Annotated in this window: 15 protein-coding genes, 1 tRNA gene and 1 pseudogene; 9 read left to right on the top strand and 8 right to left on the bottom strand. The window is 51.5% G+C overall.

All coding sequences use genetic code 11. From position 1 onward, the window contains the following. Positions 1 to 138: 138 nt before the first annotated feature. On the bottom strand, positions 139 to 717 hold the full coding sequence (locus tag HJG54_RS14735; RefSeq protein WP_316429535.1) for a hypothetical protein: 579 nt from the start codon (positions 715 to 717) through the stop codon (positions 139 to 141). Between the two features lie 151 nt (positions 718 to 868). Between HJG54_RS14735 and HJG54_RS14730 the strand changes: the two genes are divergently transcribed. From HJG54_RS14730 to HJG54_RS14720, 3 genes are all read left to right on the top strand, one after another. After that, positions 869 to 1,357, top strand: a complete 489-nt coding sequence (locus HJG54_RS14730; protein WP_316429534.1) for a DUF4079 domain-containing protein — start codon at positions 869 to 871, stop codon at positions 1,355 to 1,357. A 194-nt stretch (positions 1,358 to 1,551) separates the two neighbouring features. Continuing rightward, on the top strand, positions 1,552 to 4,011 hold the full coding sequence (locus HJG54_RS14725; protein ID WP_316429532.1) for a ComEC/Rec2 family competence protein: 2,460 nt from the start codon (positions 1,552 to 1,554) through the stop codon (positions 4,009 to 4,011). A gap of 81 nt (positions 4,012 to 4,092) precedes the next feature. Further along, positions 4,093 to 4,179: transfer RNA gene (locus tag HJG54_RS14720), tRNA-Ser, on the top strand. 26 nt (positions 4,180 to 4,205) lie between these two features. Here HJG54_RS14720 and HJG54_RS14715 read toward each other — a convergent pair. Then, on the bottom strand, positions 4,206 to 4,760 hold the full coding sequence (locus HJG54_RS14715; protein WP_316429531.1) for a hypothetical protein: 555 nt from the start codon (positions 4,758 to 4,760) through the stop codon (positions 4,206 to 4,208). Between the two features lie 236 nt (positions 4,761 to 4,996). On the opposite strand from HJG54_RS14715, the gene HJG54_RS14710 reads away from it, so the two are divergent. Beyond that, positions 4,997 to 5,443, top strand: coding sequence for a hypothetical protein (locus HJG54_RS14710; RefSeq protein ID WP_316429529.1), 447 nt, complete (start codon positions 4,997 to 4,999; stop codon positions 5,441 to 5,443). A 52-nt stretch (positions 5,444 to 5,495) separates the two neighbouring features. Further along, positions 5,496 to 5,693, top strand: a complete 198-nt coding sequence (locus tag HJG54_RS14705; protein WP_036006097.1) for a hypothetical protein — start codon at positions 5,496 to 5,498, stop codon at positions 5,691 to 5,693. 6 nt (positions 5,694 to 5,699) lie between these two features. On the opposite strand, the gene HJG54_RS14700 is transcribed toward HJG54_RS14705, so the two are convergent. Together HJG54_RS14700 and HJG54_RS14695 are read right to left on the bottom strand one after the other, a co-directional pair. After that, a complete protein-coding gene (locus HJG54_RS14700; RefSeq protein ID WP_316429528.1) occupies positions 5,700 to 7,157 on the bottom strand; it encodes a 1-acyl-sn-glycerol-3-phosphate acyltransferase in 1,458 nt (485 codons plus the stop codon). A 535-nt stretch (positions 7,158 to 7,692) separates the two neighbouring features. Beyond that, entirely contained in the window at positions 7,693 to 8,391 is a 699-nt protein-coding gene (locus HJG54_RS14695; protein ID WP_316429526.1) for a pirin family protein, read from the bottom strand. Positions 8,392 to 8,731: 340 nt separating this feature from the next. On the opposite strand from HJG54_RS14695, the gene HJG54_RS14690 reads away from it, so the two are divergent. From HJG54_RS14690 to HJG54_RS14680, 3 genes and pseudogenes are all read left to right on the top strand, one after another. After that, the gene (locus HJG54_RS14690) at positions 8,732 to 9,166 is read left to right on the top strand and encodes a winged helix-turn-helix transcriptional regulator (protein ID WP_420717391.1); all 435 of its coding nucleotides are present in this window, start codon (positions 8,732 to 8,734) and stop codon (positions 9,164 to 9,166) included. A 165-nt stretch (positions 9,167 to 9,331) separates the two neighbouring features. Then, entirely contained in the window at positions 9,332 to 10,342 is a 1,011-nt protein-coding gene (gene trpS / locus HJG54_RS14685; protein WP_316429522.1) for a tryptophan--tRNA ligase, read from the top strand. A 16-nt stretch (positions 10,343 to 10,358) separates the two neighbouring features. Then, positions 10,359 to 11,234: pseudogene (locus tag HJG54_RS14680) on the top strand (TIGR00297 family protein); the annotation flags it as partial. A 54-nt stretch (positions 11,235 to 11,288) separates the two neighbouring features. On the opposite strand, the gene HJG54_RS14675 reads toward HJG54_RS14680, so the two are convergent. Continuing rightward, on the bottom strand, positions 11,289 to 12,176 hold the full coding sequence (locus HJG54_RS14675) for an SDR family oxidoreductase (RefSeq protein WP_316429520.1): 888 nt from the start codon (positions 12,174 to 12,176) through the stop codon (positions 11,289 to 11,291). Next, on the bottom strand, positions 12,167 to 12,871 hold the full coding sequence (locus tag HJG54_RS14670) for a GNAT family N-acetyltransferase (protein ID WP_036006087.1): 705 nt from the start codon (positions 12,869 to 12,871) through the stop codon (positions 12,167 to 12,169). The genes HJG54_RS14675 and HJG54_RS14670 overlap by 10 nt, the downstream gene beginning before the upstream one ends. A gap of 604 nt (positions 12,872 to 13,475) precedes the next feature. Here HJG54_RS14670 and HJG54_RS14665 point away from each other — a divergent pair. Beyond that, entirely contained in the window at positions 13,476 to 16,991 is a 3,516-nt protein-coding gene (locus tag HJG54_RS14665) for a response regulator (protein WP_316429518.1), read from the top strand. A 15-nt stretch (positions 16,992 to 17,006) separates the two neighbouring features. Here the strand turns inward: HJG54_RS14665 and hemJ are convergent, their stop codons facing one another. Both hemJ and HJG54_RS14655 read right to left on the bottom strand, forming a co-directional pair. Then, positions 17,007 to 17,600: a protoporphyrinogen oxidase HemJ gene (gene hemJ / locus HJG54_RS14660; protein WP_316429516.1), complete on the bottom strand. Its 594-nt coding sequence runs from the start codon at positions 17,598 to 17,600 to the stop codon at positions 17,007 to 17,009. Between the two features lie 322 nt (positions 17,601 to 17,922). After that, positions 17,923 to 18,147, bottom strand: coding sequence for a DUF2811 domain-containing protein (locus HJG54_RS14655; RefSeq protein ID WP_036006081.1), 225 nt, complete (start codon positions 18,145 to 18,147; stop codon positions 17,923 to 17,925). Positions 18,148 to 18,327: the final 180 nt, after the last annotated feature.

Here is an 18,327-nt window from a genome sequence, read left to right as displayed (position 1 = left end):
GTAACTTGATTTTAGGAGATTACTGTAGGTCTGAATAGGTCCGACAAAATCTCTAACAAAACCGCAGCAATCAGCGATTCGTCTGGGAAATTACAGCTTATGATTATTCGCTATTGCACGAAGGGTTTCTCCCATTCACTAATCCGGAAAAGCGGTACCAGTCATCGGATCGCGGATATACAAACCCAGCGTCAGAGACTGTAAAACTTCATCCCAAACTGGCGTCATCTTTTCGGCTTCATCGGCCCAATACTCAAACGTAATTAAACACTGCACGTTGGAGCCTAAACCAATACAGATGCGCGAAAATGCCTCACGAGGCGCTTCTTGGGTATCGATGAATTTTAGTTCGGTCCAGACAATCTGGGCGGTTTGGCGTTTTACCGTAAAAATCTCGCTGCGGGAAATTACATTGCGGTGATCATCTTCCACCACTTGCTTTAATAGCGGCTTAAGCGGTACCAAGCTCCAATCGGCGGGCGGCAATTTGTTAAAGGACACCTCTAAGCGGGCATTGTCGTTAGGCGGCTCCCCATCCAGAAACCGAAAAGACTTCTCATCTGGCTCAAACACCCAATCGGCAGGCACATCAAACCGCACTGCACCTCGACCCGCCACAAAAATCTTGTAGCCCGGTTTCGATTGCCAATGGTGACCAGGCTGGAGGTCAAGCGTTTCCTTGATCCACTTGAGATTGTGTTTTTTACCCTTTGCCATAGCGTTTCTGCAATCCTGTTGACGCCCGTTGGGTTCATGGTACCAAACCCACTCCAGTCCAGACCAAAGCCGATCAACAGACTACATGACCCCGACTCAATTCCTCTAAAATACTCTTAACATTTCTTAAGAAACGCAGAGAGGAGCACCCATGTTAGAACTATCCCAGAGTTTGAGTCAGTGGCTAGAGCCAATCGCCACTTGGTTTCGCAGTATGAATATCCCAGAGCCAATTGTCCACTGGGGCCACCCGCTGATGATGGGCATCGTGGTGTTCGTCATGGGCAGTGTAGTTGGGCTAACCGGATGGCGAGGCCGGCAGCTAGGCGGAGCCGAAGCCGCCAAAAGCTGGGCTGACCACAAGAAAATTGCCCCGCTGATGTTTTTGTTTATCGCGCTCGGCTATACCGGCGGTGTGTTGTCCCTGGTGATGCAGCAACAGCCGATCCTGCAAAGCCCCCACTTCTGGACTGGTTCCGCCGCAATTGTCTTGCTGACCGTAAATGCGCTGTTGGCAGCGGTCCGATTTGGGAAAAATAAGACAGCCCTGCGGACGACCCATGCCTATGTCGGCAGTGCGGCCCTGTGCCTGCTGTTTCTCCATGCCATCTTTGGCCTGAAGCTGGGCTTATCGATCTAGATTGTCCCGCTAAACTGTCCTGATCGCTAACCACCGTTTGCCGACCGTTTGCCTAGCAGTTCGCGGTTGAGAAACACCTTGCCGCAAAGGGATCGATTCAGGATAGGCAGTTTCCCCCACTTAGTTGCGTTCTGCCAGCTTGCCCCCAACTGCTGTTCTAGTCTTACTGGCTGAGCCAGTTGCAGAGTGCTTCTATGATGGCGACGACTGCCGCGATTTTTTGCTTGGCGTATATTTTGGGCTTGTTGTTGGCTGGTGTTCCGGGTCGTTGGGCGGGAATTCCTCTGGGAGCGATTGTGGTGCTGGTGGGCAGCATTACTGTCGCTAGTACAATTCGACGAGTTTGGCGGGCGGCTCCTAAGCCCTGGGTTTGGTTAGCGGCGGGGCTGGTGGGGGTAGTGGCGGTGCTGTATTTGCAAATACGGCTACCCCAACCTAGCCCGACGGATATTTGCCATCTCGTTCCAGCTCAAACTTTTGCCCTAAGTACAGCTAACCCCAGGCTACAAACCGCCCTACGGCCAGAAGAATCAGTAAGCTGTACGGCTACTACACCCGCGCGGTCAGAAAAATCACCAACCGATGCTTCTGACCGCAAACCAGGAGCAGCAACATCAGCTCAGGCTGGTCTAGTGCAGGTGTCGGGCAAAGTGGTTTCGGCTCCTCGTCTAAGGCGCAGCCAGCGGCTTCAGTTCCAGCTAGCGGCAACGCAGGTGCAGCCTATACAGTCCGAGCAGAACACGCAATCTCCGCCCCAACCCGTTAGCGGTACCGTCTATGTCACCGTTCCTGCATCGGCAGGCGAACAGATCTATCCAGGGCTGACGCTCACCGTCGCCGGCTCACTCTATCGTCCTAAGCCAGCAGCAACCCCTGGAGGATTCGACTTCGCCCAATATCTGGCTCAGCAAGGTATCTTTACCGGACTCCACGGCACTCGCGTCCTCTATCCGGCCACGGCAAAACCAGCTCCGCCCCTATTCTGGGCCATGCGGCAACGAATTGTGCAGGCACAAAATTTTCGCGTAGCCGGTGGGGAAGGAGCGCTAATTAGCGCCATGGTGATGGGCAAAAGTGCGGTGGATGTGCCCTACGAGATTCAGGATCAGTTCAAGCAAACGGGTTTAGCCCATGCCTTAGCCGCATCTGGAGCGCAGGTTTCCTTACTGCTGGGCGTGATTCTGGCTTTGACTCGGCGCTTTGCCAGTCGGATGCAGTTTGGGCTGGGAGCCGTTACCTTACTGAGCTACATTGGCCTGACTGGAATCGAAGCGTCGGTGCTCAGGGCTGGCATTATGGGCGGAGTCACCCTGCTGGCTCTCACGATCAACCGCAAAGTTAGACCTGTGGGTTCCCTGCTGTTGACGGCCACAGTGCTGCTGTTGGTTAATCCGCTTTGGATTTTGGATTTGGGATTTCAGCTCAGTTTTTTGGCAACCCTGGGTTTGTTAGTCACAGTGCCGATTGTCTCAAAGTGGCTCGACTGGCTGCCGGTTACCTTCGCGTCGATGGTGGCCGTTCCGTTAGCTGCTTTTGTTTGGACCATGCCAATTATGCTGTTTGCCTTTGGCGTGATTTCGCCCTACAGCATTTTGATCAATGTGTTGGTGAGTCCGCTAATTGCGCTGATTAGCTTGGGAGGGATGGTTAGCGCGGTTGCGGCTCTGCTTTACCCAGCGGCAGGCAGCTGGCTGGCTTGGGTACTGGCCTTTCCAGCTCGGCTGCTGATCAAAATCGCTGAGGTCGGCTGTCAGCTTCCGGGTAATACCTTCGCCGTTGGTACAATTAACGTTCTTCAGGTTGGGCTGCTGTATGGTCTGATCCTGCTGATTTGGCAATGGCAACGCCTGCATCGCTACTGGTGGTTAGCCGGATTGGTGGGAGTTGGATTAGTAGCTGTACCAGTTGGCTACACTGCCGCTAATTTGTCTCAGGTGACGCTGCTCCCAACTTCCGATCAGCCTGCACTCGTGATTCAGGACAAAGGCAAAATTGGATTGATTCACAGTGGCAACCTCAAAGATGTGCAATTCAGCCTCTTGCCATTTCTACAACAGCAAGGCATTAACCAACTCGACTGGGCTATCGCTCCCAGTCTGACCACAGACAGCATCGAAGCATGGCAAACGCTGATTCAGGCTAAACCAGTCAATATTTTTTACGGTAGTCCCAGCAGTAGCAGCAATACTTCTAATTCATCTCGCAATACATTTACATCTGGTTCTACAACAACTTACACAGAATTATTCGAGCAGGTAAAAAGCCAACAGGGAGTTGCCTTACCCCTTTCCATAAGCCACAAAATTCAGGCTGGTGGTACCAGAGTTGAGCTGATCGATACGAGGCCGGATATTCTGCGCCTACAGTTTCATCACCAAACCTGGTTGTGGCTCAAGGGTGTGCCTAATCTGAAGCGGCAGGCTGACTTGGGGCGGCGGTTATCCAAAATAGATGTGATTGCTTGGTCCGGTAATCCCCTCAGCCCCCAACTGTTAGAAAAACTCCAGCCCAAAACTGCCATTGTGTTTGGCGACCTGACCGATCCGACCACACAACAGTGGCTGCTTCAGCATCGCGTTACCCTACATTCTCTGCCGCAGAACGGCGCAATCCAATCGACGCCCAAGGGTTTTGTAGCCATGCAGAAGGATTAAAGTCGAATTGCCACAACCCAAAATTCGATTTGCAGATCGCCGAATTGCACCCTCACGCATTACAATAGATCGGTTGCCTCTGGAGAGGTGGCAGAGTGGTTGAATGCGCTTGACTCGAAATCAAGTTTGGGGTCACACCCAACGGGGGTTCGAATCCCCCCCTCTCCGTTCACAATTTGGCTTAGTTCTGCTCTTCACGCATCGCCGTTTTGGGACTGTCGCCGCTGTGCCAGTTCCCGCAAGATGTTGCGTGTTTCAGTTTGTAGACCTACCATCTGCTGACGAAACTCTGCCCGATCCCGCTGTTCAGCGGCAAGAAAGGCATTGGACTGAGCGATGTAGGCGTTGACGTTAGCATTCAACGCATCGAGGTCAGAGGCTAACGTACTCAACAAGCTAACCAGATCTCCAGCGGTGTCTTGAATGAGTTGCCGTGTCTGCTGATTGAATTGCTCAAGTTGCACTTGAAAGCGGTCTTGTCGTTCCGATAGTTGCTGAGTTGATTGCTCAAGCTGTACCTGAAAGCGGTCTTGTCGTTCCGATAGTTGCTGAGTTGATTGCTCAAGTTGCACTTGAAAGCGGTCTTGCCGTTCCGATAGTTGCTGAGTTGATTGCTCAAGTTGCACTTGAAAGCGATCCTGTCGTTCCGATAGTTGCTGAGTTGATTGCTCAAGTTGCACTTGAAAGCGGTCTTGCCGTTCCGATAGTTGCAGCAGAATTGCTTCAATCCGGTCCAGTCGTTCAGTCATTCAACCTTGCCCCAAATCGAAATTTAGAACCTGCTCCATTCTCTGAAGCATTTCTTCAACTAGAGCAGCGCATAACCGTGCAGCTTTGATATTGCGCTAGTCAGCATGATTAATTCTAACCTTGCTTGTCAGTGCTGTAACTGTAACAGAGCGACAACATCCGTGCTTGGTGGATTCGTCTTTCTATGCTCAAATGGGTAGAAACATGCCAGAGGTTTGGAGTTTGGGAGGGAAGGATGATTAGACGCTTGATTAATTATCTAATCGAAGGTCTGGTTCCTAACGATGACTCGTTGTGTTTAATTGCCAGAATCAATGGCAGCGCTGGGTTTGAACCCCACTCACCAGCCATTCTGACCCGACTCAATGACTTCGAGCAGGGACATCGTTCTCCCAGCATCACAATCGGTAACAGCGAATATCGGTTTTTTGCCAGTTGCACCGACCTTCACCAGCACTATCAGGGAGTCTGGCCCTATGATGCGGCAGAATGGTTCATTCAATACACCACCTACATGGCCGCGGTAGAAAGTATTCGAGATACCTACCATCAAATGCGCGAAATGGATCCAGATAGCTTGTCCCCTGACGAGCGAGAGCTGCATTTGCAACGGCTAGCGGATATGGAGGAAGTTGCAGTAGCCGTCGAGCGAGGTCGTTTGCAATTTATGGCACAATGGTGAAATTTCCCGCCAATTTGGGGCCTGGTAACGCGCGAATGGAGTTGTTAGAGTCATGTCGGAAGATATCAACATCGAGAAGCTTGCCAGTGTCCTGAATAATACGAGTCAGCAAGGCAAAACCAGTTTTGTCAAAATGCTTTGGCAAAATCAGCCAACCGAAGCCCGAACCCAACTGATGCCGTTGCTGAACGCGGAAGCCCGCCAAATTATTGATGCTATTTCCACTGCTCAAACAGAACCTGGCCCTTAATACATTTCACAACTCACTTGGGACCGATCTAGCTGAGGCTGAGGGCGAGCCATCAAGAACCATTTTTTCCAAAGCGGTTTGTAAGTCCTGGGTTAGTTCAGCCACCGCTTGCCGTCGGTTAGTTTGATGAGCTGCTCGGCGAGCTGTAACCGAAATCGGCTGATCGATAGTAATTTCCACGCGCTGGGGTCCTAATCGGGGGCGTTTGGTAGGGTCTTTGCCCTTCAAGCGCGTCACTGTGTCCCACACCAAAAGTAGAGTTTCAGCTAGTCGGTCCACCGATGGTTTTTCTAGGATGTAGCGTCCCGTCACGCTAACAAAGGTTTCTACTAAGCGCATGTGCCAGAGCCGCAGAGCCGATTCTTCTGCAATTCGGTCGGCTAATCCGCGGGCTGCTGGAGGAAGTTGAGCCAGATTGTCCAAGTCTTCTCGATAGATCCACTCCCATCCCGCCTGCTCTAACCGCCGACAGCGATCGGTAACGGTTCCCTTGGGTTGGAGGCCAAAGTATTGTTCCGCAACGCTAAGAGCTGCATTCATCAATCGCTGGAGTCGGGCGGCGATAGCATCGTTAACGCTTAGGGGCGATTCTGCCTCAGTCACTGGGATTTTGAGATTCTGGTGATAGAACCTGCTATAAAAGTCCTCCATCACGGTCAGCAAATGTTCGCTCAGGCGCAAAAGCCGCCGATAGAGCAATAACTGCTGCGGACTCACCGTAGAGGGAACGCCCGTGATTTCCGGTAGATCGGCAGCAGTCGGGGCGGTTAACCCACAATCGGCTTCGAGCTGAGTCAGTAGCTGGGCAATCGCATCCCAGGGTGGAGCTACATAGTAATAACGAATGCCGATTGGCACAATCAGCACCTCTTGATCACGGTTGGCTTTGTGCAGATCCTCCACACACCAGAAACCAAACTGGGCGATTCCCGGTTCAATCGGGCTGACAATTTCTGCATGACCGTTGGTTGCCCCTTCTGGAGCTGCTGCCATTGGAAACCTGCCGTCGGTAAAAAGCTGTCGAATCGAGCGTAATCCAGGCAGATCTACCCTGCCACGTCGAATTGGTGTGCCACCTAGCTGGGAGAGCAACCAGCCCACGGGCTTACCCGCCCAGAGCGGAATGCCGCGATCGTAGATGAAATGGGCATGGGTCGGTAAATCTAGCTTCACGCCTTGTTGTTTTGCGACTTGCGGTATACAACGGGCTAACAGCTGGAATAGGCCAAACGGGTCGTTAACACTAGGATGGCGAAACGCCATCATGAACCGAATTTCACCCACCTGAAATTGACGATACAGTTCAACAAGACGTTCAGCGTGATGTACCTTCACATCTACAATTTGCACTCGCCAACGGGTCCACAGCGGTAATAGCCAGCGAGCCACTTGATAAACTAGCGGATTAAAGGCGGGTGGAATAAATTCGAGCGGCGGTTGGGCTTGGGTAATCAAATCAGACAAGGCGTCATCTCCCTTAGGCAGGATGACATTAAGATTAACTCAGTTAAAAGAGGGAGAGGGAGGAAGGGGGGACAGTTTTGGGGTTTAAGTTTTGTATAGCCGTCGGCATTATAGAACAGCATAGCCTGCGTAGCACCTAGTTCTGTAGCTTGCTTTGATCATGAAGCTTTGATCATAAAAGGAAATAGTAGGTGATTGAATACGTAAATAGATAAGTGAATGACAATTAAATTGTACTCAATGAGCATTCAATCAGGTATTCAATCAAGTATTCAATCACCTCTATTCTAAGCACGATCAAGTCTAAGCACGATCAAGTCTAAGCACGATCAAGTCTAAGCACGATCAAGCTGGGCTAAACCAACTAAGCTCAATCAAACTAAGAGGGTGTTTTAAAAGTCGCCGATGCAACCCGAACCGCCCCCTACATCCCCCATAAATGGGGGACTTTGAACCAGAAATACGGGATCGGAAGTCCCCCACTGGTGGGGGGTTGGGGGGCAATGCAACACGTTTGATACTCTTCAAACATCCTCTAAGCCAAATCAAACAACAACACTTCAGCATCACTATGGGCCAGCACCTCTAGCTGGGTTTCGTCACTAATAGCAGCTCCATCGCCCGCTTCTAGGGAAAGGCCGTTCAAGCTAACTTTGCCTTGGGCCACCTGCAACCAGGCATGACGGCCCGGACGTAGCGGAAAGTTGAGTTGCTCGCCATCGGTTAGTAGAGCGGCATACAAATCCACATCTTGATTGATATGAATTGCACCATTGCTCGAATTGCCTCCCGCTAATAGCCGCCACTGATTTTGACGAGTTTCGGCTGGAAAGGCGACTTCGGCATAGCTGGGAGTGAGACCGCGTTGCTCTGGCACAATCCAGATTTGCAGAAAGTGGACTGGCTCGCTGTCAGACGCATTGAACTCACTGTGGGTAATGCCGGTGCCAGCGGTGATTCGCTGTACTTCATTGGCGTGAATTGTGGCGGTGTTGCCCATACTGTCACGATGGCTTAGCGCCCCCGAAAGCACATAAGTAAGAATTTCCATGTCCCGATGGGGATGGGTAGGAAAGCCACCGCCGCCTGCTACCCGGTCTTCGTTGATCACGCGCAGGGCACGAAAGCCCATATGAGCCGGATCGTAATAATTGCCAAAGGAAAAGCTGTGACGGCTATCTAACCAACCAAAGTTAGCATGACCCCGCTCACCGGCAGGACGCAGCGTAATCATAGTCTTCCTCCAAAGTGTTTTCTAGAATTTCGATGAGTGTGTAGCAGCAAATCAGTCAGGGCAGCCAAGCGATTCAAGTAAATGTAGAGAACTATCAGACTGAATTTGGGGCTGTTTTTAGACTGCGCTCAGGTGATCTGAATTAACCCTGTCTCGATCAACATCGCTGTCCTTTCACTGCTTCTAAATTGAGTTTATAGTAGAAACAGGTTAAACGGGAAGTATGCACTTCAAAGTAAGGTACTACCCAAAAAGATACTATGCAAACACCATCTGAATTAATGAAAGTTCTGTCAGATTGAATCTAGTCAGCTCTATGAGTACTCAAACCAATAATCAAATCAACCATCAAACCGAATCTCCTGAGACGACCTATTCCCACGGTAGACTCACCTGTGCTGTCGAAAGTACGCTTGATGTGATTGGCGGACGCTGGAAAGTGCTAATTTTACGCGAACTGTTTCAGGGCGTGCGGCGCTTCAATGAACTGCATCGTTCCCTGCACGGCATTACCCAAAAAATGCTGACCCAGCAATTGCGTGAACTAGAGGAAGACGGCATCATTCATCGCGAGGTGTATCTTCAGGTACCGCCCAAGGTAGAATATTCCCTCACCGAAACAGGCGAAACCCTTAAACCGATCTTGGATGCTATGCATGAGTGGGGCGTCAAGTATCTAGAACGTCGAGCCAATACACTTTCAACAGAAACCGGAGTAAAGCAAACCGAAGTAAAGCAAACCGAAGTAAAGCAAACCGAAGTAAAGCAAAAGTAAATCAAATCAATAAGTGTTGTTCTCAAAAAATCTAGAATCTTTGTTCGTTGATGATTGAGCTGGGTTCAATATGTCAATCCTAAGCAAATCCCTTTACAATCAGCTTTGGGCAAGACTCAATCACCTCCAGAACTCAAATATCCTTCAGAACTCGAAATTAAGACTATGGCTAAGCCGCGTGTGCTTTCTGGCATTCAACCCACTGGAGAACTACATTTGGGGAACTACCTGGGCGCAATTCGCAACTGGGTTGAGATCCAGCAGCAGTATGACAGTTTTTTATTTATGGCAGACCTACACGCCATCACCGTGCCCCATGACCCCACCAAGCTGGCTGCCAACACCTATCAAGTTGCGGCGATGTATTTGGCCTGCGGGATTGACCTGAACCACGCCACAATTTTTGTCCAGTCTCACATTCCGGCCCACAGCGAACTGGCTTGGCTGTTTAGCTGCATCACGCCACTCAATTGGCTGCAAGACATGGTGCAGTTCAAAGAAAAAGCGGTTAAACAGGGGGAGAACGTCGGTACTGGCCTACTCACCTACCCGGTTTTACAGGCCGCCGATATTTTGCTCTATGAACCTGACAAAGTACCTGTTGGCGAAGACCAAAAGCAGCACCTAGAGCTGACCCGCGACATTGCTGCCCGGCTTAACTATCTGTTTGGCAAACCTGAGTCACCCGTTCTAAAACTGCCAGAGCCAATGATTCGCGCCGAAGGAGCACGGGTGATGAGCTTGGCCGACGGCACCAAGAAAATGTCCAAATCCGACCCCTCGGACCTAAGCCGAATTAACCTCCTCGATCCACCCGACCAGATTCAATACAAAATCAAGCGCTGTAAAACGGACTCGATTCGCGGTTTGACCTTCGATGATCCAGAACGGCCAGAGTGTAATAACCTGCTCAGCCTCTATATGTTGTTGTCAAACCAAACCAAAGCAGCCGTTACTGCCGAATGTCAGGATATGGGCTGGGGCCAGTTCAAGCCGCTGCTCACTGATACCATGATCGCTGCCCTCAAACCTATCCAAGACCGCTACCACGAAATCATGGCCGAACCGGGCTACCTAGAATCTGTGTTGCGCCAAGGCCGCGAAAAAGCCGAAGCTATCGCTAATCCAACCCTGGCCAAGGTGAAGGCGGCATTGGGCTATTCGGTGCCGGTTTAGGGCTTGTTTCTTGATCATGGGTAAGAAAGCTAACCGGCAACTCAATGACTCTTGGCTCCTAGCTCCTGACTCCTGGATCCTCACTGCTGGCTCCTGCCCACCAACAATCCTTGCTATGTCTATGCCAACCATTTCTCCAGCTCTGCTTGACACCTTCATGCCCTGGGCCTTTGCAATTGGGATTAACTCGATTCTATTTGGGATTGCCTGGTTTGTGCCCAAAAAGCTGCTGACGCCTGCCGGATTGTTACATGCCTGGATTCTGGGGATCATCCTCTGGGGCACGCTAGGGTGGCGCGGTTATCTGGTGATGCTGTTTTACTTTCTGGTCGGCTCGGCGGTGACTCGCATCGGGATGGCCGAAAAAGAAGCCGCGGGGATTGCAGAAAAGCGCTCCGGAGCCAGAGGACCAGAGAATGTTTGGGGATCGGCACTGGTGGCGGCTCTCTGTGCCTTGGCGGCCTATAGCTTTGCTACGTTTCCCTCTACCTGGACACCGCTGATTGTCTCGCTGCTGGTGTTGGGCTATGTGGCCAGTATGAGCACCAAACTCTCGGATACTTGCGCTAGTGAAGTTGGCAAAGCCTACGGCAAACGCACATTTTTGATCACAACCTTGCAGCCAGTAGCTCGTGGAACTGAAGGAGCCGTTAGTTTAGAAGGCACGCTGGCTGGCATACTGGCATCGGCTGCAATCGCGTCTTTAGCTTGGGGGTTGGATTTAATCAGCCCCATTGACATCGGCATTTGCGTCGTTGCTGCTTTTGTAGCGACTAATTTAGAGAGCGTGATCGGAGCGACCCTGCAATCGCGGTTTAGCTGGCTAACCAACGAGATTGTCAATGTGCTGAATACCTTGATCGGTGCGGTAGTGGCGATTCTTATTGCTCTACTGATCCGTGTCGGTGTTTAACCAATCACTGCAAAGTCCTACCCTCAGCCCACCTTAAAGATTGACATATCGCCGCAAAAAGGCTTCCAGCGTTTCCAACTTGAAGTTAAACATTGATTCTAGGGCTGCTACTTCTGTCGGAGTGCAAAAGAACTCATTGGCCAGCAGGGTTCGCAGGGTACCTAGAGACTTTTGAGCCGCTGGATTCACAAACCCCAGTACAGTCCGCACCCCATCCAATGCAGCCAAGGGCGGATTAATCACCACTGGCTCCCGATTAAATATACGGCCAAAAATGCGCGGTACATCGGCACGAGTCAGAATTTCTGGCCCTCCCACAGCTAAGGTTTGATTCAGGGCTGCCGGGGTAGTTACCGACTCAACCGCGAGCCGAGCTAGATCGTCGGTGCTGACAATCGAGGTACGCGACTGGGGATCGCCCACTAGTAGGTAAATGCCGGTCTGGCGGAACTGATCGGCAAGCGGCAATAAGTTCGAGGCAAACCCCGATGGCCGCAAAATTGTGTAGTTGAGGCCGCTGTTGCGCAGATATTGTTCGACTGCCCACTTGGCTTTGAACACCGGCGCATCTTCATAGCCGCGATCAGCTCCCAGCACCGAAATGAAGACAAAATGCGCTACGCCTGCGGCTTTAGCAGCATCGATCAAATCAATATTGGCTCGGTAGTCCAATGCCTGTGCCCCACCCCGACTCGACGCATTCGACCCATGGGCGCTAATCACATAACGGACTCCCTGGCAGGCTTTTTGAATATCGCGTTCTTCTAATAAATCGCCAATAAAAATCTCGGCTCCCCGATGCTCCAGCTCTCCATAGCGGGAGGTGAGCTTGACAAAGGCTCGGATCGGTTGCTCTCGTTCCCGCAGCAGTCGCCCAATTCGACGCCCCAATCCTCCGGTTGCACCTGTAACTAAGAACATGCCGATCCTCCCAATTCCTGCAGCCGTTTACGTAGGAATAATTGCCGAGGTTGCCCCAGCAGCAGCGTGACGGGGTTCACCTCAATTCGCTGCACTCGATAACCTGCTTTCCAATATAGACGCCGCGCTTGGTGATTGTTTTCTAAAACATGCAGGTAGAGATCGCTAAAGCCCCAGTCCAGAGCAATTTTTTCACAGGTCTGCAACAACTGCTGGGCAATTCCCTGCCGTCGATAGTCGCTTTTAACCGCCAAGTTGGACAAGTAAAGATATTTAGTATTCCAGGGTTGCAGCAGGGACGGTGTTTTCAAGCTCAGCTCTACGGTGCCGACTAAGGTATCACGACCAAGCACCAAACCAGTTGGGGCAACTCGTCCGCTCAGTTCTGAAAAAGCCTGTCCTTTTAGCGTTGGTTTGACAGCCACTAAACAGGCATAGTGGCTGCTACGGCTATGAAAGCGGCTCTTCAAATCTTCATAGATTCCAGCTTTCAGGAGAGGATAAACCCACCGCATCCAACCCTCTTGACCGTGAAAGCTGCTAGCAAGCAAATCTGCTAACGCGAGTAGATCCTGCTGCCGAACAGTGCGCGTCAAGAAGGAAGTATCGCTACGGGTTTGATAAGCAGACTGGTCGTGAGCCGGGGTTGAATTAGGTGATGAGGACGACAAAGCTTCTGGGTGCGGGGTAGACATGCGTTTAGAAGGGGGGGATGCCCTCATTGTAGTCCTGAGAATTAGTTATAGGACTTCAGTTAAAAGCCTTACAGGACTGGGCACTCTCTAGATCAGGTTTAAGTATCTAAACCGTTTCATTCGCACCTGATTTCCGATCGACCTGATTTCGATCAAGCTAAGACTGAAATGATGCCTAAAATACGTGACCATTTGCAGATTTGATGAAGCAGATGCAGCCTGAGAGCCAAAAATCGACAGGAAGCTGTATATTCGGTGCTAAACAGACAGTTATCGCTCCTAAAGAGTGAAAATGCCAATTTTATCTATCCGTTTAGCCAAAGCCCCGTTCAACCAACCGACTAGCCTCCTAGGAATTCTTTGTGCTCTATGAATAGAAACTGGAATAAAAACTGCCTATTCGTGAACATTACACCGACAAGCATCCCTAGCGTTCGGTACCGTCCTAGGCAGTTGACTGGCCACGGTTGATCTCAGCCCACTTGCCGAAATCTCTAACTGTTGACAACTGTTGACGCCAAGCGCTAGAGCATTTCTGCCTCAGGCATTTTTACTTGACAAAGCCCTACTCATCTAACTGCCCTCAAACCGAGGAGAGCGGTGCATGAAATCTTTAGATCCAAACAAACCTTCGATTTTAGTGGTGGATGATGAGCCAGACAACCTGGATCTGCTCTATCGCACCTTTCACCGAGAATTTAAAGTATTGCGAGCAGAGAATGGTCCGGCAGCGCTGGAGATGCTAGCGCAGGTAGGTGAGGTAGCCGTGATTATCTCTGACCAGCGCATGCCGATGATGAGCGGCACTGAGTTTCTTAGCCTTACTGCTACCCAATACCCAGATACGATTCGGATTATTTTGACCGGCTACACCGATGTAGAAGATCTGGTCGAGGCGATCAACTCCGGTAAAGTATTCAAATATGTCACCAAACCGTGGGATGACGAAGAGCTAAAAGCCGTAGTGCGGCAGGCCGTGGATACCCACAATGTCCTTAAAACTCGCACCCAAGAGCTGCGGCGAACCTTACGGCAAGAATCCCTGCTGAATGCAATTACCAACACGATTCGGGGCGCGCTCAACTACCGTGAGATTTTACAGACAATCGTGATCACGGTGGGGCAAATGTTTGACGTAGACTGCTGCATTTTGCGTCCACTTCAGAACAATCAACTTCAGGATGAAGCGTTTATTTACCAGGCAGCCCAGTCTAACGAGTCGCCCGCCTATGAGATTCTCAAACATACCGTTTGGGAAACCGATCAGGTGCTGGTGATTACTGATGCCTTGACTGACGAACGGATTTTAACCGCGATCTCTGAGCAGCAACAGGCCTATCAGTCTGCCGAGATCGCCTCCAGCTTGATTGTGCCGCTGATCTGTCAGCAGGAGTTAATGGCTGTACTGGCTCTCCACCAGTGCAAGCACCGCATCTGGCAGGATGACGAAGTGCAGCTCGTAGTGATGGTCGCTGACCAAGCTGCTCTTGCTCTGTCCCAAGCACGGGCCTATGAGCAGGTGCGTGCTCTAGCGAAACGAGAAGCTCTGGTTAACACGATTACAGCCGCTATTCGCTCTAGCCTGGATCCCCAGGATATTTTTGCGGCCATTACCCAACAGTTGGGGCAGGCACTGCACGTAGATGGCTGTGCTCTGTCGCTGTGGACCGAAGACGACGAGTTTGTTCAGTGCGTTGGCCTCCACGATGCGACCCAATCTATTGCTGCCGCGTTTTTGTCCTCTGAAGCAGAACTGACTGGATTTGCCAATCGGCAACAATTGCCCCAGTCGTTTGCCCCAATTGATGGCAACCCGGTTTTGCAGCAGCTATTGACGACTCAGGCTCCCGTAGTCATCGATGACTTGAGCCAGCATGCAGAATTGCATGTCTCGGACTTGCCGCTACGTGCTCCGGCCAGAGCGCTGTTAGTGGTCCCCCTGCTCTATGACGGCAAAATTATCGGCAGCATTTCCCTCCGGCAGATTCACCAGCCGCGCCAGTGGGAACCCGCTGAAGTGGAGCTAGCCCAGGCCGTGGCTGCCCAAGCCGCAATTGCCGTGCAGCAGTCTCGGCTCTACCAAACGACTCGCCAGCAAGCCGAAAAGCTGCTCGAACTGGATCGGCAAAAGACCGAATTTTTCCAAAATGTATCCCACGAATTTCGCACGCCGCTGACGCTGACGCTTGGCCCGCTGGAAGCTGCAGTCGAACAACAGCAGGGACTATCCTATGAGCAATCGGTGATTGCGCTGCGCAACTCCCGCCGACTCCTGCGTTTGGTCAACCAGCTCCTCGATCTCCAGCGCCTCGATGCTGGACGCATGCAGCCCCATTTCCACCCCTGCGACCTATTGGCCTTCATCGAGCAAGTGGTGGACTCCTTCCGGCCCTACTGCGCTAAAAAGCAAATTGAGCTGCGGACCTGTTTAGAAGCTTGCCCCTCGGTTTATCTCGATCTGGAAAAGTTCGACAAGGTGCTCTATAACCTGCTGTCGAATGCGATCAAATTCACAGAAGCGGGCGGCAAAATCGAGGTCTGGCTACAAACGGCAGAGCATCACTGCTTAGTGCAGGTGAAGGATACGGGCATTGGCATTCGGCCCGACCAGATTCCCTATCTGTTTGATCGGTTTCGGCAGGCTGATGGTTCGGCTAGTCGCAGCTATGAAGGCAGCGGTTTAGGATTGGCGCTAGTGAAGGAACTGGTTGACCTGCATGGTGGCAAAGTTACGGTGGAATCTAGTTATGGTGAAGGCACAACCTTCTCAGTGTTGCTGCCGCTGGGTAAGGCCCATTTGCCAATTGCTCAAGTGAGCGAGCGACCGGCAGAATTGGAACAGAGCCGCGCCACAGTTGAATTAGCTGACATTGAAACCGAACTGCAAGGTCAGGAAGATTACGTCCAAGGGCAAATCGACGGACTGAACAAAGCAGTTCCATCAGCTATCTCACTAGAGATTCCTACAGTGATTTCCGGAGCGGAAACCGCCCCAATCTCTCAGACCACTTCTCAGACAGTCGATTCATCCGCCAGAATTCTGGTAGTGGATGACAATGCCGACATGCGTAGCTACGTTGCCAGCGTCTTGCAGCGGGCCGGATACCAGGTTTGTGCTGCCCGCCACGGAGAAGAAGGCTTTCATGTCGCTCAAGCGCAGTCCCCCCACCTGATCGTCACCGATTTAATGATGCCGCGCGTTTCTGGATTGGAAATGATCCAAATGATTCGCCAACACCCGCTCCTCCAGGGCACGCCCATCGTTCTACTAACGGCCAAGGCCGACGAAGATACCCGCATCGAAGGCACCGAAATGGGAGCGGATGCCTATCTGGCCAAACCGTTTAACGACCGGGAGCTATTGGCCGAAGTCCGCAATTTGCTTGCCCTCAAAGCCAACGAGCGCCGGATTGCCGAGCTGAACACCTACCTGACCGAATCGGTTTTGCAGCGCTTTTTGCCACCAGCCCTAGTCCAAAAAGCTGCCAAAGGGGCACTATCCCTTGATTTGCGTCCCGAACCCCGCGTGATCACGGTGCTATTCAGTGACATTGTCGGCTTTACCGAGCTATCAAATACCTTGCGGGCCAGACGGGTAGCCGAACTGCTGAACGAATATCTATCAGAAATGACCCGCACTGTGTTTGACAATGGTGGTACGGTCGATAAATTCGTGGGCGATGCCATTCTGGCCATCTTTGGTGCTCCAGAGGAAATTAGCCCCAACGAGCAAGTACGCCGCGCCATTGCCACGGCCCACCAAATGCAGCGCGCTCTTGACGCCCTCAACGAACGCTGGCAGGCCCAAGGCATCAGCCGCGTCCAGTTTCGCTGTGGTATCCATCAAGGCACAGCCGTAGTAGGCATGTTTGGTAGTCGTGAACGGTCTGACTACACTGCCATTGGTCCCAGCGTAAACATTGCCGCTCGTCTGCAAGAAGCCGCAGAACCCAATGCAATTCTGGTTTCGGCAGCCGTAGCAGACTACCTGGACGACAGTGTTTCGATCACCAAATTCAGCCCCCTGAAGCTCAAGGGCGTCGATGAAACTGTCCTGACCTTTGCAGTGCAGTCGATTAACATGCAGATGATGGGGCCAGTCGTTGTTGAAAATGCGTGAATTTAAGCAAGCAGATTACCCAGCTTTAGCCACCGTGGTTGATTCGGGATCCAGTGCTTGGGCCGCTTGCTCCCGCGCCAACCGACGCTTACGCGCATAGAGCTGAATAATGGCCGCCATCGCCACAATCATGCCAACTACTGCCCAACTCGCAGCTGAAGTGGGGAAATTATTCTTAAATACAGCCAGCAGCACCACAATCACAAACAGCACCGTCGGGAACTCATTGAACCAACGGAACTGTTGCCCTGTAAAGCGAAACTTGCCCGCTGCCATTTCTTTCATTAAACGAGCACAAATGTGATGGTAGCCAATCAAAATCAGCACCAGCCCTAGCTTGACATGCAGCCAGGTTTCTTTGAGTAGCTCTGGAGCCACTACCACCATGCCAATCGCCATCGCCACGGTTAGTACCAAAGCGGGTGTCATGATGATGCGGTAGAGGCGCTTTTCCATAATCTGATACTGCTGCTGCAAAACCGACCGCACGGCTTCTGGCTGCTCGTTGGCTTCAGCATGGTAAACAAACAGCCGTGGCAAATAGAACATGCCTGCAAACCAGGCCACAATGCCAACGATATGAAAGGCTTTGAACCAGAGATATGTCATGGATGATGTCCTCTACAGTCCAGATTTATTAAAGAATTACGCCAAGCACAGTAAACGCTTGAGACGCCATCCGCTATTTTACCGAGTTGGTTGAGAGCATTTTCGCGAACCACCTGAAGCTGTAAAGATTTGATGCATGTTGGGATGGTGCGATCAGAGTTGACGCTCTGTTTGAACTGCTAGCAATCGATGGCGGACACCCCTAAAAACTGTAGTTAGGCCTGAGGACGAAAAGGACGAACTAAACGGAACCAGCTAATCAACAGCTCAAGGAAATGAACAGAGCTTGGAAGACTGGAGTTGCCCCAGTTGCACGCCATGCTTAAACCGCGTGTTTAAACAAGGTATCCAGATAAACCCGTGCTGCTCGCCGGTAGCTGCGAGAGGCATCTGGTGTGCTGCTACTGCCGTTTTGCAGCAGAAACAAAGATAAGGCAGCTGAAAACACCCGGTCTTGATCCCAGTCTGGATGCGTTTCCAGGTAGCTCTGCAAAGACTCATGCAGCTCTTCAGGGATTTCTGCCAGGATGCTGACCGTTGTGTACATAGGAACCTCTACCTCGGTTAGGGAATTGCTGAAACAGGTGAATCTACCTACTGCCTTTCGCAGGCAGCCAGTTTAGGAATGCTGCATTGTAGCGAAAAGTAGCGCCATCGTAACTCGAACTCCAACAATTGCCCCAAAGCTCGTAGAAGCCTGTTTGGGAGCCTTGTTTAGCGTTCCAGT

The sequence above is a fragment of the Leptolyngbya sp. NK1-12 genome (assembly GCF_032598965.1).
Classification (GTDB): domain Bacteria; phylum Cyanobacteriota; class Cyanobacteriia; order Elainellales; family Elainellaceae; genus Elainella.
Note: the sequence above shows the minus strand (reverse complement) of the source record. Positions and strands in the feature narration are given on the sequence as shown.